At 52.1% G+C, this 13,635-nt stretch carries 10 protein-coding genes; 8 read left to right on the top strand and 2 right to left on the bottom strand.

What is annotated here, in order from left to right; translation table 11 throughout:
• Positions 1 to 106: 106 nt before the first annotated feature.
• Positions 107 to 1,282, bottom strand: a complete 1,176-nt coding sequence (locus VGN67_RS06035; protein ID WP_327485881.1) for a serine hydrolase — start codon at positions 1,280 to 1,282, stop codon at positions 107 to 109.
• Positions 1,283 to 1,737: 455 nt separating this feature from the next.
• Between VGN67_RS06035 and VGN67_RS06030 the strand changes: the two genes are divergently transcribed.
• The 8 genes from VGN67_RS06030 (at position 1,738) to VGN67_RS05995 (ending at position 12,909) form a co-directional block, all read left to right on the top strand.
• A complete protein-coding gene (locus tag VGN67_RS06030; RefSeq protein ID WP_327485880.1) occupies positions 1,738 to 3,117 on the top strand; it encodes a hypothetical protein in 1,380 nt (459 codons plus the stop codon).
• Positions 3,117 to 4,901: an ABC transporter ATP-binding protein gene (locus VGN67_RS06025; RefSeq protein WP_327485879.1), complete on the top strand. Its 1,785-nt coding sequence runs from the start codon at positions 3,117 to 3,119 to the stop codon at positions 4,899 to 4,901. The genes VGN67_RS06030 and VGN67_RS06025 overlap by 1 nt, the downstream gene beginning before the upstream one ends.
• A gap of 211 nt (positions 4,902 to 5,112) precedes the next feature.
• The gene (locus VGN67_RS06020; RefSeq protein WP_327485878.1) at positions 5,113 to 6,789 is read left to right on the top strand and encodes a trypsin-like peptidase domain-containing protein; all 1,677 of its coding nucleotides are present in this window, start codon (positions 5,113 to 5,115) and stop codon (positions 6,787 to 6,789) included.
• 11 nt (positions 6,790 to 6,800) lie between these two features.
• Positions 6,801 to 7,658, top strand: a complete 858-nt coding sequence (locus tag VGN67_RS06015) for a serine/threonine-protein kinase (RefSeq protein ID WP_327485877.1) — start codon at positions 6,801 to 6,803, stop codon at positions 7,656 to 7,658.
• An 8-nt stretch (positions 7,659 to 7,666) separates the two neighbouring features.
• Positions 7,667 to 8,536 (top strand): Stp1/IreP family PP2C-type Ser/Thr phosphatase, encoded by an 870-nt coding sequence (locus VGN67_RS06010; protein ID WP_327485876.1) that lies wholly within the window; start codon positions 7,667 to 7,669, stop codon positions 8,534 to 8,536.
• Positions 8,533 to 10,311, top strand: a complete 1,779-nt coding sequence (locus VGN67_RS06005; protein WP_327485875.1) for a serine/threonine-protein kinase — start codon at positions 8,533 to 8,535, stop codon at positions 10,309 to 10,311. Before VGN67_RS06010 ends, VGN67_RS06005 begins: the two co-directional genes overlap by 4 nt.
• A 59-nt stretch (positions 10,312 to 10,370) precedes the next feature.
• Positions 10,371 to 10,991, top strand: a complete 621-nt coding sequence (locus tag VGN67_RS06000; protein WP_327485874.1) for an outer membrane beta-barrel protein — start codon at positions 10,371 to 10,373, stop codon at positions 10,989 to 10,991.
• Positions 10,992 to 11,055: 64 nt separating this feature from the next.
• Positions 11,056 to 12,909 carry a sensor histidine kinase gene (locus VGN67_RS05995; RefSeq protein WP_327485872.1) on the top strand — a complete coding sequence of 618 codons (1,854 nt, stop codon included), beginning with the start codon at positions 11,056 to 11,058 and terminating at the stop codon, positions 12,907 to 12,909.
• Here the strand turns inward: VGN67_RS05995 and VGN67_RS05990 are convergent.
• On the bottom strand, positions 12,890 to 13,537 hold the full coding sequence (locus tag VGN67_RS05990; protein ID WP_327485871.1) for a response regulator transcription factor: 648 nt from the start codon (positions 13,535 to 13,537) through the stop codon (positions 12,890 to 12,892). The genes VGN67_RS05995 and VGN67_RS05990 overlap by 20 nt on opposite strands.
• Positions 13,538 to 13,635: the final 98 nt, after the last annotated feature.

The raw sequence follows: 13,635 nt of genomic DNA, 5'->3' as shown, positions 1-13,635 counted from the left end.
AAACTATCCAAGATTACCCGTGGCAAGGTTTCAAACCGTGCCACGGGTATACGGAAAGTACCTGTCAGCCGTTTTGGGACGGGTTATATTTCTATCGATTCTCCCATTACTTCACCGCCGCCAGTACCCGCTTGATCAGGCCGTTCTGGTCGCCGTTTTGCCAGCGCCACACTATAACTATATCGTGCTCAGGATCAATCCAGATGGTATTTTGCCCGGCACCCAGGGCGGCGTAGCTGGTAGTGGGGGCATCGGGCCAGGCCTTGCCGTCGGTGTTAAGCCACCACAGGTACCCATAGTCAGGGCCTACGGGACCGCGCCGGGTAGTCGCCTCCCGCACCCATTTTTCGGATATGAGTTGTTTGTCTTTCCAGCGGCCCCCACGCAGGAACAGGTACCCAAAGCGGGCCTCATCGCGGGTATTGATCCAGAGTCCACCGCCCCAGCGGGTACCTCCACTTACGGAGGGCATGGGCTTTCCGTTAATTTCCACCACCGAATTCTGGTAAGGTACCCACCGCCAGGTATCGGAAGCCCCGATGGGGTCCATGATCTCGTCTTTTAGAACCTCCGGCAGGGGCTTCTGCCACAGGCGCAGGAGCGACAGCGCCAGCCGGTTAATGCGGGTATCGTTGTATTCGTAATAGGTACCTGGCTCCTGCAGCGCACGCGGTTTACGTTCTCCCTGACTAAAGGCTTCCTTACCCACAAAGTCGTGTTTTTTGCCCCAAACTTCCCCTTCCCATTCGCTGGTCTGCCGGGCGTGATGCTCCCAGGTGATTTTGCGGTTCTGCTCCGAATCGTAGCCGCCGTCTTTGATGTAGTTAGCTACCGGATCAGTAATATTCTTAATCATTCCCCGGTCGAGGGTAAGGCCCAGCAGGGTAGACAGAAAGCTCTTGGCTGCGCTGTACGTAGGATCTACGGCTTTGGTATCGCCCCATTCGGCTACGATGTAGCCGTCCTTGATGATGATGCCGTTGGTACTGGCCCGCGTGGCCGGAAGCGGGCCGAGTGGCTTGCCGAATATTTGTTCCTGCGTCGAAAAGTCTTTGGGCATCTGCTGCGTCTCCTGCGTCTGGGCCCAGGCAACGGCCTCCTGTAACAGCGCGGCGTCCATTCCGGCTTCTTCGGGCTGGCGGCTCTTCCACTCTCCCTTGCCGGGGAAGTAGGTTTGTGTGGCCTGTTGGGAGGTACCTGTGGTCGTAGCCTGCTGGGGTTGTGGCTGGCAGGCAAAGAGGCTGGCGCCAAGTACCAGCGCATAAAAGAAGTTCCTGATCATTTCTTTATTTAAATATTCTCCGACAATCTACAAAAAAGCAGAGGTACCTGCGGTACGTATAAAAGTTAGCGTAGGAATGGAGCAATGAAAAGCCCACTGTACCGGGTCTGCCCCAAATCTATATGAAAACCTGTACCTGTAAAATACAGGTTTTCATAAGCCCAAATGTAGGCAAATCCGGATTGAACGCCCTGGGGTTTCCAGCGAAATTTGTCCTAAGAGAAATATAGTCATAATTGGCTGCATGGGAGCGGTCGGGACTGACGACTTTTTCCGGCCTCCTGCTATTGGCCCTGCTGCTTTAAACTACTGCTATTTCAACATAAGTAGCCGATAGCTATTAGCTTTTAGCGATTAATTTTATTTAAGTATTTGATATGTAAGGTATTAGATGATGTTTTAACCAATCAAATAATATTAATTAATTTTTTACAAGTACTTACCAACATTAATTCATGAACAGTACCCTGCACTTCCCGGATGAATCGGGTTTGTCATCCACGAGCGACCACGCATCGCACGACACCGACGAAGGTTTCTTTACCGTTCTGCTGGATATTACCAGAAAGCACCCATTCTTATTTACGTTCTTTTTCCTGATTCCTTTTATTATTCTAAGCATATCGCTGGGATTCAAATGGTACTACCTGTTCTTTGACAGTACCCACTACTTGTACGACTACGCCATGGTCAACGGGCAGTGGAATGACCCCAGCCCGTACCTGACACCAGCCTTTGATAAGTACGTTCGGGAACTGGACATTGCCGGTTTGGTGGGAGGCTTTGTGGGTATATTCATCGGTTTATACCTGACCGTTACCACCGAAAAGCTGAATCGGTTGAAAGACCGGCTGAACCAGCAGGAAATGGAGCGGATTAAAACCCAGACGGGCTTACTGGTGCAGGCTACGCAATCGCTCAATACCATTATGATTGACGTAAGCGGGAAAGTAAACGAAAAGGTGCAGCTGATGGAAGGTACCCGCGAAACCCTGAACGGTATATCGCAGGTTATCGAGTCGGCCCGGTCGCAGGGAAATGACTTGCTGGTGTTGTCCAATACGGCCTGCATTGAGGGTATTTCGCCCTACCGCATGGATTTCGTAGCCAAGCACGCCGACTTCAAGCCCCACGAGTTACGCAATGCCACGCAGTTTGACTATGCCCGCAAAGCCGAAGCCTTACTCCGCGACTGTAAAGATGTGGAAACTCAGCTTATTGATACGGCGCTTTATCTTCAGAAGATTGGCAGTGACGCTCAGGTGGAGTTTGTAACGCTGAATGACGTACAGCAGGGGGCCAACCATGCTTTTCTTAAGTACTTGGGAAAGGTTTTTAACGAGCACGTACTGGTCGAAACCTACCGCAGCGGTAGCAACGCGCCCCTCCGGCAGCAGGATACCATTCCCCATCACAATCGGTTTCTGGTTCCTCAGCAGTCGACGCAGGAGGCAGGCGAGGAAGACCCCCAAACCATGCTGGTGCGGCTCCTGTTTGACCAGCACACAAAGGCTATCCGGGACATGCAGGACCTGGGGGTGAGGGTCACCAAAATTAATCGGACCCTGCCCATTCAGCTTTTTATCAGCTCGCCGCAGGAAAACAAACCCGGTCTGTACCGCAGCAAGTGCGTGTGTATACTGGGTAGTGGCTTAAGCTCCAGCGGACGCTCCTCCAAGCTTACGGCTTTCCTGACCGATGATCCGCATATTATTGCTTCCATGACCGAACTGTTTTACGATTATAAAGCAGACGGCAAACTGCTCACGCACGAAATAATGCAGGCCCTGCCAACTGATTTCTCTCCCGAAAAAGCACCCAGAAAAGAATCCTGATGAGCACCCTGACCCTGATTAAAAAGGTATGGCCTTTTGTAAAGAATTACCGGGGTGCTCTGAGCCTGACGTTGATTCTTACCCTGATTGGCGCATTGCTGGCGCAGGTTACGCCGCTGGTAATGGAGTATACGGTCAATACGGTGGAGCAGATGCTGGATACCACGGTACCCGACCGACAGGACGTGTGGATGATTGTAGGAGGACTGGCGGCCATTCTTTTTTTCAAAGAAATTCTGAATTTGTTGGTACAGCTGGGGCAAAAGTACCTGAGCGACCGGCTGCGTTTTAACCTGTCGGCGGACCTGTACGATTATACCATCCGTCGAATAGTGGCTTACCACCTGGCATTTTTTGCCCTGCCTCATAACCAAACCGGTCGCCTTGAAAAGCGGATTGACAAAGGCATAGAAAGTCTGGCCAAAACCGTGAAGAATATCTTTGTCGATATTTTGCCCATGCTGGCCAATGCCACGCTGGCGCTGGCTTTGATGTACAAAAAGAATATCTATGTGGGTTTGTGTGCCACCCTCATCATGCCGCTGTATGCCCTGATCAGCCGGCAGCAGTCGCTCCGGCAAAAGCAGATCCGGCAGGATATTCAGCGGTACCGCGAAGATAAAACCAACTCACTGTTCAGCCTGCTCGAATCTATTTTTGTGGTTAAATCGTTCGTCCGGGAGTCCTATGAGTCGGACCGGCAGCGGCTACTGGCCTCCTCGTTGTCTTCTACGGAAGTACGCCACCACCGGACCAACTACCTCTTCGACGGACTGAAAACCATTGCCGAGCAGCTGGGCGTGGTCATGGTGTTTGTCATTACCATCTACTTCGTCCTGAACCAGCAAATGACCGTAGGGGCCATACTACTGCACCTGATGCTCTTCAATAATGTGTCGGCCCCGGTCCGACATCTGCACCGCATTTATGATGAATACTCCGAAGCTTTATCCTATGCCGAGGGCTTTTTTGAGATGATTGGCAGTAATGCCTTCCTTCTGTTGCCAAAATCCATGCGGGGCGAGCAGTTCGTGGGGGAATTTGTAGTCAAAGATGTGGACTTTGTCTATCCTAATGGTACCAGGGCGTTGCAGTCGGTTTCCATGACAATCCGGAAAGGGCAAACTACTGCCTTTGTGGGTCTGTCGGGGGCCGGAAAAAGCTCCCTGATGAATCTGCTGGCCGGATTTTACTCCCCGACGGAGGGACAAATTCTGCTGGATGGAAAAGCCCTGGAAGAATATGACAGCGAATGGGTTCGGGAAAATGTGGGCCTGGTGATGCAGAAGAATCATATTTTCTCAGGTACCATTGAAGAAAACATTCGGTACGGCCGTCTGGAAGCAAGTTTGGACGAAATCAAGGAAGCAGCCCGAAAGGCCTGCCTGCACGACCAGATCATGAACCTGCCCCAGCAATACGGGGCCGAAGCCCGGTCGCTGTCGGGGGGACAACAGCAGCGCATTGCCATTGCGCGGCTGTTCCTGAAAAATCCTCCCGTCATATTTCTGGATGAACCTACCGCCAGCCTCGACGCCATTACAACCGAGCAGATCAAGGAAAGTCTGGATGCAGTCAAGAAGGACCGCACGGTGGTAATTATCTCCCACAACATCAGTCAGATTATGGATGCCGACCATATTTATGTCCTCAGCGAAGGGCAGGTTGTTGGCGAAGGTACCCACGAATCGCTCTATAAAGCCGGCGGCCTGTACCGCGACATTATTGATTCAAACGCCCGGGCCCTGAACATTGGCCGCCTGGCCGCCACGGTCCTGGGCTGACCCGTACGGCCTCCTGAAAGTACTACCCGCCAGGTACTTCAGCCACCCTACTACAGGAAAACCTATACGGTTGAATTACAGGTCTTCCACTAGAGGAAATGTAGGTGTTTCGGGATGGTGGCGGGCTACGCGAATGATGAACTTTGTACCATGCCTTCGGCCTGGAAAAATTAAAACTACTGAACTAACTATTCTAAAAAACCCAACTACCATGACTACCATCAAAACCTTTGTGATTCGTCACCTGAGCGGGGCGAAAGCTAATCAGATCGAAGAATTTGATTACCAGAAGCACAATGAACTAACGCTGGGTCGGGCCACGACCAATGATATTCAGTTTGATCCGGATCTGGATACGGTGGTAAGCCGGGTACACGGCAAGATTGTGAAAGACGAGAACTTCACCTTCTGGCTCGTTGATAACCAGAGTCTTAACGGATTGTTCGTGAATAAAAGCCGGGTGAATGCAAAGACAGAGCTGCATCCCGGCGACGAAGTACAGGTAGGTACTAACGGCCCGGTGTTTATTTTCGATGTAGACCCTCGTCCGCAGAACCTCATGGCCGCAACCCGGGTGGTAGAAATGCCTTCCAAAGCGACCGAAGAGTTTGTGCCGGAAGGTATGGCCACGACCGTGGCGTCAGACAAATCGGGCATTGGAAAGCAAACGTTTGAGCGGGTTATCACCCACGAGCGCAAGAAGTCGCAGCGTACCCTTGTGGCGAGCCTGGCGGGAGCACTCGTCATTATGGCAGCAGTGGGCTATGCGCTTAAGGATCAGTTTTCTTCCAATACCACAACAGTTTTTAAAAGTGATACCACCATTATTCAGCAGGTAAAGTCGGAGGCGTTTGACCCGGAAGCTATTGCCAAAGCCAATCTGGATAAAGTAGTATTTATTGAATTTGGGTATAAACTGATTTACACTCCGACGGGCGACGATGTATATCACCAGTACTACCAGCAGAAAGACCCCAAAACCGGCCGTATTACCGAAGTACCTCTGTACATAGAAGTAGAGCCCGGTAAAGTAGAGCCACTGCTGGGACTTAAAAAAGATACCCCCGTCGGACGGCCCATTGCCGTGTCGGGCGCCAGTGGCTCCGGCTTTATAGTGGACGAAAACGGCTTTATTCTTACCAACCGGCACGTGGCTGCCAGCTGGAACGCTTACTACTCGTTTCCCCAGGATGCTTTCCCCGGACTACTCTTACAAAATTCAGGCGGCGAATGGAAAGTGACCGGAAGGGTGGATAACCCCATCCGGTGGGTACCTGCCGAAACCATTTTCTTTGGCCGGAAGCCCATATCGGGCAAGACCATCGAGGGGGTGAATACCTACATGGAAGTGACCTTTGCCAAAAACGACCAGCGTACTCCCGGGAAAGTAGTGCGAATTTCGAATAAGCACGACGTGGCCATGATTAAGATTGACCTTCCTACCAAAATGGATGCTGTTTCGCTGAAGGATGCAGATGCCAACGTAGGAGCCGGGCAAAAGGTAGTAGTAATGGGGTACCCGGGCGTTTCACCGGATGTTATCGTGGCTAATAATTCCAATGACTTTGCCAATCGTAATGTACAGCTTGTTACCGTGCCCGACCCTACCGTTACGGATGGCAGTATCGGGAAAATCATCCGGGGTACCAGTTCGAGTTCGCTAGAAAGTGGCGTCACGGGCTACTACAGTACCATGGGTGATTACTACCAGCTTACGGTAAGCGCTACCGGAGCGGGTAACAGCGGCGGCCCCGTTTTTGACAAGGACGGCAACGTTATTGGAATTTTTACCGCCAGCCACACCGACCGCGAAGGAGCCCGTATCACTTTTGCCGTACCGATTCACTACGGCATGGAACTCATGGGGAGCAAAAGGGTAATCAATTAAGATTAAGAGCTATGCCAGGAGGGTTGTCACACAGAACCATCGGTAAGTACGCCTTAACGAAATGGTTGGGGTCAGGCGGAATGGGGGAAGTTTACAAAGCGGAACATAGTGTCTCCCGTCAACCCGCAGCCATCAAGATTCTGTCGCGGACGGATCAGGCAGCCCGGTTTCAGAACGAAGCTTATATACAGGCTTCGGCGCAGCACCCGCACATTGCCGCGCTCTACGACTATGTAGTTGAGGCCGGGCTACCCTGTATCATTATGGAGTACGTGGAAGGTCCAACCCTGGAAAAGCTGATTCACAAACACCGTCGTTTGCCCGAAGCATTTGCGCTGCAACTTTTAAAGCAGATTACCTCAGCCGTAGTGCACCTGCACGAAAAAGGGATTATCCACCGCGATTTGAAATCCTGCAATATCAAAGTTACCTCCGGAGGAACCGCCAAACTGCTGGATTTTGGCATTGCCAAAGCTACCTACACCCCGCGCCTGACCCGCGAAGGGTACGTAATAGGCACAACCTACTCCATGGCACCGGAGCAGTTTCATAATCAGGTGGGGGAAGAGTCGGACTGCTGGTCGTTGGGTGTGTTGCTGTACGAGATGCTGACCGGCTACCGGCCCTTTGATGGACGGTCTGAAACCGAAATCAGGATCAAAATTGAGCGGGGGGAGTACATGGCGCCCGATCTGTTGATTCCCGACCTGTCAAAATTCAGCCGGAAAGTTATTAAAAAGTTGCTCATGCACCACCCCAGGCACCGTATGAGCGCCCCTCAGTTGCTGGAACTACTGCAGAACCCGGCCGAAACACCGCTGGCACGGCTGTCCAACTGGCTTTCGGAGATACTATCCAGGTCTCACTGAAAGCAAACATGAACCAACTATCAACTATGTTTTGGAAAAAGTGGATATCAAACGCCTCTGAAAAGGACCCCTCTCCCGTACTGAATGAACTACGGGCGGTAGCCCTGTCGGATGTGGGCTGCGTGCGGGCAAACAACGAAGACGCCACCCGCTTCATTCGTCCGGCTACCCGTGAAGTACAGCTTAACAAGGGGTACCTGGCCATTGTGGCCGACGGCATGGGCGGTCACGCGGCCGGGGAAGTGGCCTCCCAGATGGCCACGGAAGTGGTATCCAAAACGTACTACCAGCGCGAAGAGAGTCCCGAGGAAAGTCTCTACTTTGCCCTGGCCAAAGCCAACCGTCTGATCTGGCAGGCAGCAGGTCGGAACTCCCGCCAGAAGGGTATGGGTACTACCTGCACCACCGTAGTGATTCGTGCCACGCAATTGTATGTAGCGCACGTGGGCGACAGCCGCGCCTACCTCTATAAAAACGGACAACTGATACGACTAACTACCGACCATACCTACGTACAGCGCCTGGTGAATGATGGAGTCATAAAACCCACCGAGGCCGAAACGCATCCCGAAAGGAACATCCTGACCCGCGCCATGGGCACCCACAACAAGGTAGAGATTGACGTAGAAAAACCCGGGTACCTGTTTGAGGAGGGAGACCGGCTCTTGTTATGCAGTGACGGATTGTATGACTACCTCACCGATGACGAACTGGCTGCGTGGCTCAACCTGGAAACGCTGAGCGAGTCGGCTCAGCAAATGATTGAGGAGGCCAAGGTACGGGGCGGGCACGACAACATCACGGTTCTGCTCATCGAGCGTATTAGCCCGGACGAGTCAGCAGTGGTGCGCCCTACTGAAAACCTTGACCTGCTATGATCGGACGAGCCATTCAAAACTACCGCGTGGAAGAGCTGCTGGGCGAAGGGGGTATGGGTACGGTCTATCGGGCTACGGATACCCTACTGCAGCGTCCAGTGGCTTTGAAGGTACTTCATTCCCACCTGCTGCGGGATACTACTTTTTTTGATCGGTTTCGCAACGAAGCCATCCTGTCGGCCCGCCTTAACCACCCTAATGTAGCGACGCTTTACAACTTTATTAAAGATCGTAACGATAACTTTATGGTGATGGAGTTTGTGGATGGGGCTACCCTGGAGCAACTCCTGCGCAGGCACGGCCACTTCTCCGTCGAAATCGCCGTCCGTATTATAGTTCAGGCCCTGGACGGACTGCACCACGCGCATCGCAAAGGTATTTTGCACCGGGATATAAAACCGGCCAACCTCATGCTTACCAAAGAAGGCAGCCTGAAACTCATGGACTTTGGCATAGCCCGGCTGGTAGGGAGCGAACGGATGACCCGCGTCAACCGGGTAATGGGTACCCTGGAGTACCTGGCCCCCGAGCTGCTGGATGGGGGGGAGCCTTCGGTGCAGTCGGATTTATACGCCGTGGGTGTTTTGTTGTACGAGCTACTCTCCGGAAAAATGCCCTTTACCGCCCAAACGGATTCCACGCTTATCAACAAAATACTGGCGCATAAAGCTATCCCGATTCGTGAACACATAGCTGGACTTCCGAAGGCGATTGAGGAAATACTTGAAAAACTGCTCCATAAAAAACCAGCTCAGCGGTACACCGACGCGGCCGAACTCCGGTCGGTGCTGGTGGCCCTGGTACCCCCCGGCCCGCTGGACTGGAATCAGTTTCAGGAGCCGGTGCGGACACCACGTACCAGGTTGTCGGCCAGTACGGCCGATAAGCCCCAGATAGAACCTACCCGCCTGGCGGGTACTTCGGCCAAAGTTGCCTACGGAGCGCGCCTGAACAGCCTGAAAAAAACATTGCTAAGTCTGGAGGGGCTGATTCTGCTGGGGGCACTCCTGATTGCCGTGGGGATAGCAGGTACCAGTTTGTGGGTCAGGAGTAGCCCGCCAGCTACCGGAGGTACGGCCCAGGAAAGTACCTCGAACAGCAACATGGCGGGTACTTTTACTGAAGAAGAAGAAAAGGCTCCATCAAATGAAGTACCTGCCGAGCGCACCGCCCTGGTCTATGAAAAACCACCGGCCAATTATCAACCCACCACCCCTCCTGATAAGAAAGCAAATCCTCCCAGGGACAAAGAAGCAAAGCCCAAAAAACAAAAACCCGAACCCACGGAAACACCTGTGCAGGTACCTCCTACCACCAAAGAAGAGGAACCCATAGCCAAAGAACCCACGCCCGTAGAAACGGAAGAACCCAGGCGGGCCGTGGAGAAATCCACCAGCCTCACCGTAGCGGTTGAGCTGCGAAATGAGTCTTTTCCCGTGGAGTTTACGGAAACCATTACTTCTGACCAGGAAACTGGAGGTGGGCGGGTACTTTGGTTGCGTACGCTGGCTCCCGTAGTCGTAAACGGTACTACGGTTATAGAGGCCGGGGCGCGGGTCCGGGGCCGGGTTACGGGCGCGCGAACGGCTACCAATTCCCAGCGGGCTTACCTGGCGGTTCAGTTTGAAGCCGTGGAAGCGGTTAACGGACAATGGATTTCTATTCGGTTTCCGGAGTACAGTGATAAGGACAGCGAGCGGGTAGTATTTCAGCGGAACCGGCGCGTTAACGGGCTGAGGGTAGTCCGTACCAGCCTTGTTTTTAAACAGCAGTAACTACGACCTTTCTTACTAACCATACTACATTCCACTTATCTACCAGCTACCCATCTGTCATGAAACGCCTTACTATTATTACTACTATTTCTGCTTTGCTCTTGTTGGGCTGGGGCATCCAGGCTCAGGACATCCGGTCCAATACCGAAGGAATCAGCCTAAGCGGTACTGCCAACTATTGCCACTGGTCCTCCAGCTTTTTTGACCAACTGGACGAGCTGGAACCCAACGGCCTGGGCGCGGGGTTACGCGTCGGGTACGGGTTCAATCAGCGCTTTGAAGTTTTTCTTAGCTACGAGGGCTTCTCCTTCCGGCACAACCTCCCCGAGGAATGGGACGTTTACCGTATGAATTCGCTGGGAGCGGGGCTGCGTATGAACCTGGGAGGTACCCTGCAGCGCCTGAGGCCCTTTGTGGAAGTAGGGTACAGCAGCCATAATTTGCTGATTAATCCGGTGTTTTTGAATGGTAACTCCTTTGAGTTCCGGATGAAAGGGCCGGCCATTATGGCTTCGGGTGGTTTGCGTTATTTTTTATCAGAAAACCTGGCCCTAAATGCTTCGGTGGGGGGGAGTTACGGCAAAATCAGCAGCTTTCTGGGAAATGGTTCCGGCTTTGAGGACCGCCCGGATATCCGCACGGTCCGGGCCAATGTAGGGGTGAGTTTCTTTATACATTGATTTTTTGTATATTTCCTTATAAAAGTCATTGGTCAGTTCTTCGAAATTTATTAACTGAGTGCGTATGGTCATCGCAAAACAATCTGGGTTTTGGATAATGATGCTCCTGTCGTTTCATACGGTCCAGGCGCAGGACCTGACGACTGACAGCCTGATTACGCGTCGGCAAATTATAGTTAAGCAGCAGGCTTCCACCGGACGCGACTCTACGCTGGTAGCTACAACTAACCTGCTCACTGAGCGGCTTTTCAACCAGAACGATCCCCGGGCCGGGGCTTATCTGGATTCTCTTCGGCTGCTTACCGCTAAGGCAAAGTGGAAAAAATCCCGGGGGCTATACCTGAGGGCACTGGGTAAAAGCTTTGATGTTAAAGGTAAATATACGGAAGCATTCAGTGCCTACACCCAGGCAATTGAAGAACTGGAAAAGGCGGGGGGCGACCTGTACGATTTGACCTATACCTATGTATTGGCCGCTTTTGTGCTTAACAACAACGGCCTGACTGACCGCTGCCTGCAGTACCTGGAAAAAGCTCGCCCATTGGCCGAAAAAAATCAGAATACGAACAACCTCGGCTGGATTCTGGATTTTTTTGGCGACTACAACTACTACAGCTCTTTTGGCGTACAAAACTACCGCAAAGCCCTAAGCTATTACAAGCAGGTTGAAAAGCTCCTGCCCCGGGCCACCAGTCCCAATCTGAAAGCGGATAATCCGCATTGTCTGGCTAACTGTTACGCTAGATTAGGAAACGAAAAGCTGGCCAACGAGTACCGTGAGAAAGCGCTGGCGATAGCCCGGAAGTACAATAACCGGGTGGTGATATTTGCGATATACGCCGACCTGGCCGATGTATACGAAGAAAAAGGACAGTACGGCAAAGCCATCGAATACCGCCGGACCAGCCTGGATTTCGCCCGGGAGTCGGGTTGGCAGGAAATGCAGTCGCGGGCGGAGAGTAACCTGTACAGTACCTACAAAAAAGCGGGCGACTACAAGAGCGCGCTCCTGTACCTGGAAGAGCACAAAGCCCACGAAGATAGCATGGAGCGCTACAAGTTACAGAACAAGTACAATGAGCTACAGGCCGGTTACGACGCCGAAAAACGCGAAAGCCAGATTAAAAATCTTGAGAATGAAAGCCTGGTCCAAACCCGGAATTTTCTGATAATTCTGCTTCTGTCCGGAATTGCCAGTATGGTTTATATTAGCCGGACAAACCGCCGCCTCCGGAAAAACAATGAACAACTGAGGGCCAAGAACCGGGAAATAGAAGAAGCCCTGACCCGCGGACAAACCATGGAACGGGAGCGTATGGCCTCGGAATTACACGATAATCTGAATACTAAGGTAGCGGCTGTACGCTGGCGTCTGGAAGCCCTGAACGGCGCGGGATGGCAAAGCTCAGACCAGAAAATTGTAAGTGACGTGCTGGAAATGATTAACGATGTGTACGGCGATATACGGCTGATTTCGCACAACCTGGTACCCGAAGAACTGGAAACCCGGGGGCTGAAGGTGGCTCTCCAGACCCTGATTGGTAAACTGAAAGGGAATGATAAGGTGGAGTTTAACTTCGTTTTTGATGGGAACGAAAACCGGCTTGCCATTGCGGTGGAGTACCAGTTGTACACCATTGTTCTTGAGCTGGTCAATAACATCATCAAGCACGCCAAAGCCCGCCACGCCTGGATTAGCCTCACCTACCAGACCAGCCGAGTGGTGCTGACCGTCAGTGACGACGGCGTGGGCTTCAACGCAACTACCTCCCGGGTCGACGGGGTCGGTTTGCGCAATATTCAGAACCGGGTGGAGCAGCTAAGAGGTACCTGGCAGGTAGAAAGTAAGCCCAACCATACCAAAGTAAGGGTGGAGATTCCGGTAGAGGAAGCGATTATTACAGAATCTTATACTTAATGGCGTACTTGATAATGCCAATGAAATTTTTGGCCCCGAGTTTTCGCATGATGTTGTGCCGGTGGGTTTCGACGGTACCTACACTAATAAAAAGCCGGTCGGCAATTTCGGTAGTGGAAAATTCCTGAGCAATCAGACGCACAATTTCCAGCTCCCGTTTGGTGAGTTGCGCAAAATCCTTGTGGTCAGCGTTTTCTTCCTGCCGGGGGGTACCCATCATCAACTCCCGCATCACCGACTCACTGAAGTACTTCTGTCCCGAAGCTACCGTACGCAGGGCATTTTCCAGTTCGGTCCGGTTGGCTTTTTTCATAACGTATCCCGCTATACCCGCCCGATAAGCGTCCTGTATGGCATCCAGTTCATCTTTCACTGTAAGCATAAGTACCTTCATATCCGGGTAAGACTCCCGCACCTTTACCGTCAGTTCTATTCCGTTGAGGTAAGGCATGTTCAGGTCCGTTACAAGTACATCTATCTGATTCAGTTCCAGAAACTCCATTACCTTTCGGCTGTCATTAAGGGTACCTACTACTTCAATGTTTTCCATGGTTCCGAATAACAGCGAGAGGCTATCGGAAATAATCTGATGGTCATCTACCAGTAAGACCTGAACGGGCGTTGTCATACCAGGAAAAGCTTCTGCTACGTGGGTTGCTGAGGTAAATACTTTCTATGTTAATGCACCGGACCCTCGTCGGGAGGTCAAAAACATATAGTATACTA

Source organism: Telluribacter sp., assembly GCF_035998675.1.
In the GTDB taxonomy this organism is placed as follows: domain Bacteria; phylum Bacteroidota; class Bacteroidia; order Cytophagales; family Spirosomataceae; genus Telluribacter.
This window is presented reverse-complemented; position numbering and strand designations above follow the sequence as displayed.

Bases quoted from the DNA above. Each gene is read 5' to 3' on its own strand.
- VGN67_RS06025 (WP_327485879.1), top strand. From the start codon at position 3,117: ATGAGCACCCTGACCCTGATTAAAAAGGTATGGCCTTTTGTAAAGAAT.
- VGN67_RS06035 (WP_327485881.1), bottom strand. From the start codon at position 1,282: ATGATCAGGAACTTCTTTTATGCGCTGGTACTTGGCGCCAGCCTCTTT.
- VGN67_RS06020 (WP_327485878.1), top strand. From the start codon at position 5,113: ATGACTACCATCAAAACCTTTGTGATTCGTCACCTGAGCGGGGCGAAA.
- VGN67_RS05995 (WP_327485872.1), top strand. From the start codon at position 11,056: ATGGTCATCGCAAAACAATCTGGGTTTTGGATAATGATGCTCCTGTCG.
- VGN67_RS06005 (WP_327485875.1), top strand. From the start codon at position 8,533: ATGATCGGACGAGCCATTCAAAACTACCGCGTGGAAGAGCTGCTGGGC.
- VGN67_RS06000 (WP_327485874.1), top strand. From the start codon at position 10,371: ATGAAACGCCTTACTATTATTACTACTATTTCTGCTTTGCTCTTGTTG.
- VGN67_RS06015 (WP_327485877.1), top strand. From the start codon at position 6,801: ATGCCAGGAGGGTTGTCACACAGAACCATCGGTAAGTACGCCTTAACG.
- VGN67_RS06010 (WP_327485876.1), top strand. From the start codon at position 7,667: ATGAACCAACTATCAACTATGTTTTGGAAAAAGTGGATATCAAACGCC.
- VGN67_RS05990 (WP_327485871.1), bottom strand. From the start codon at position 13,537: ATGACAACGCCCGTTCAGGTCTTACTGGTAGATGACCATCAGATTATT.
- VGN67_RS06030 (WP_327485880.1), top strand. From the start codon at position 1,738: ATGAACAGTACCCTGCACTTCCCGGATGAATCGGGTTTGTCATCCACG.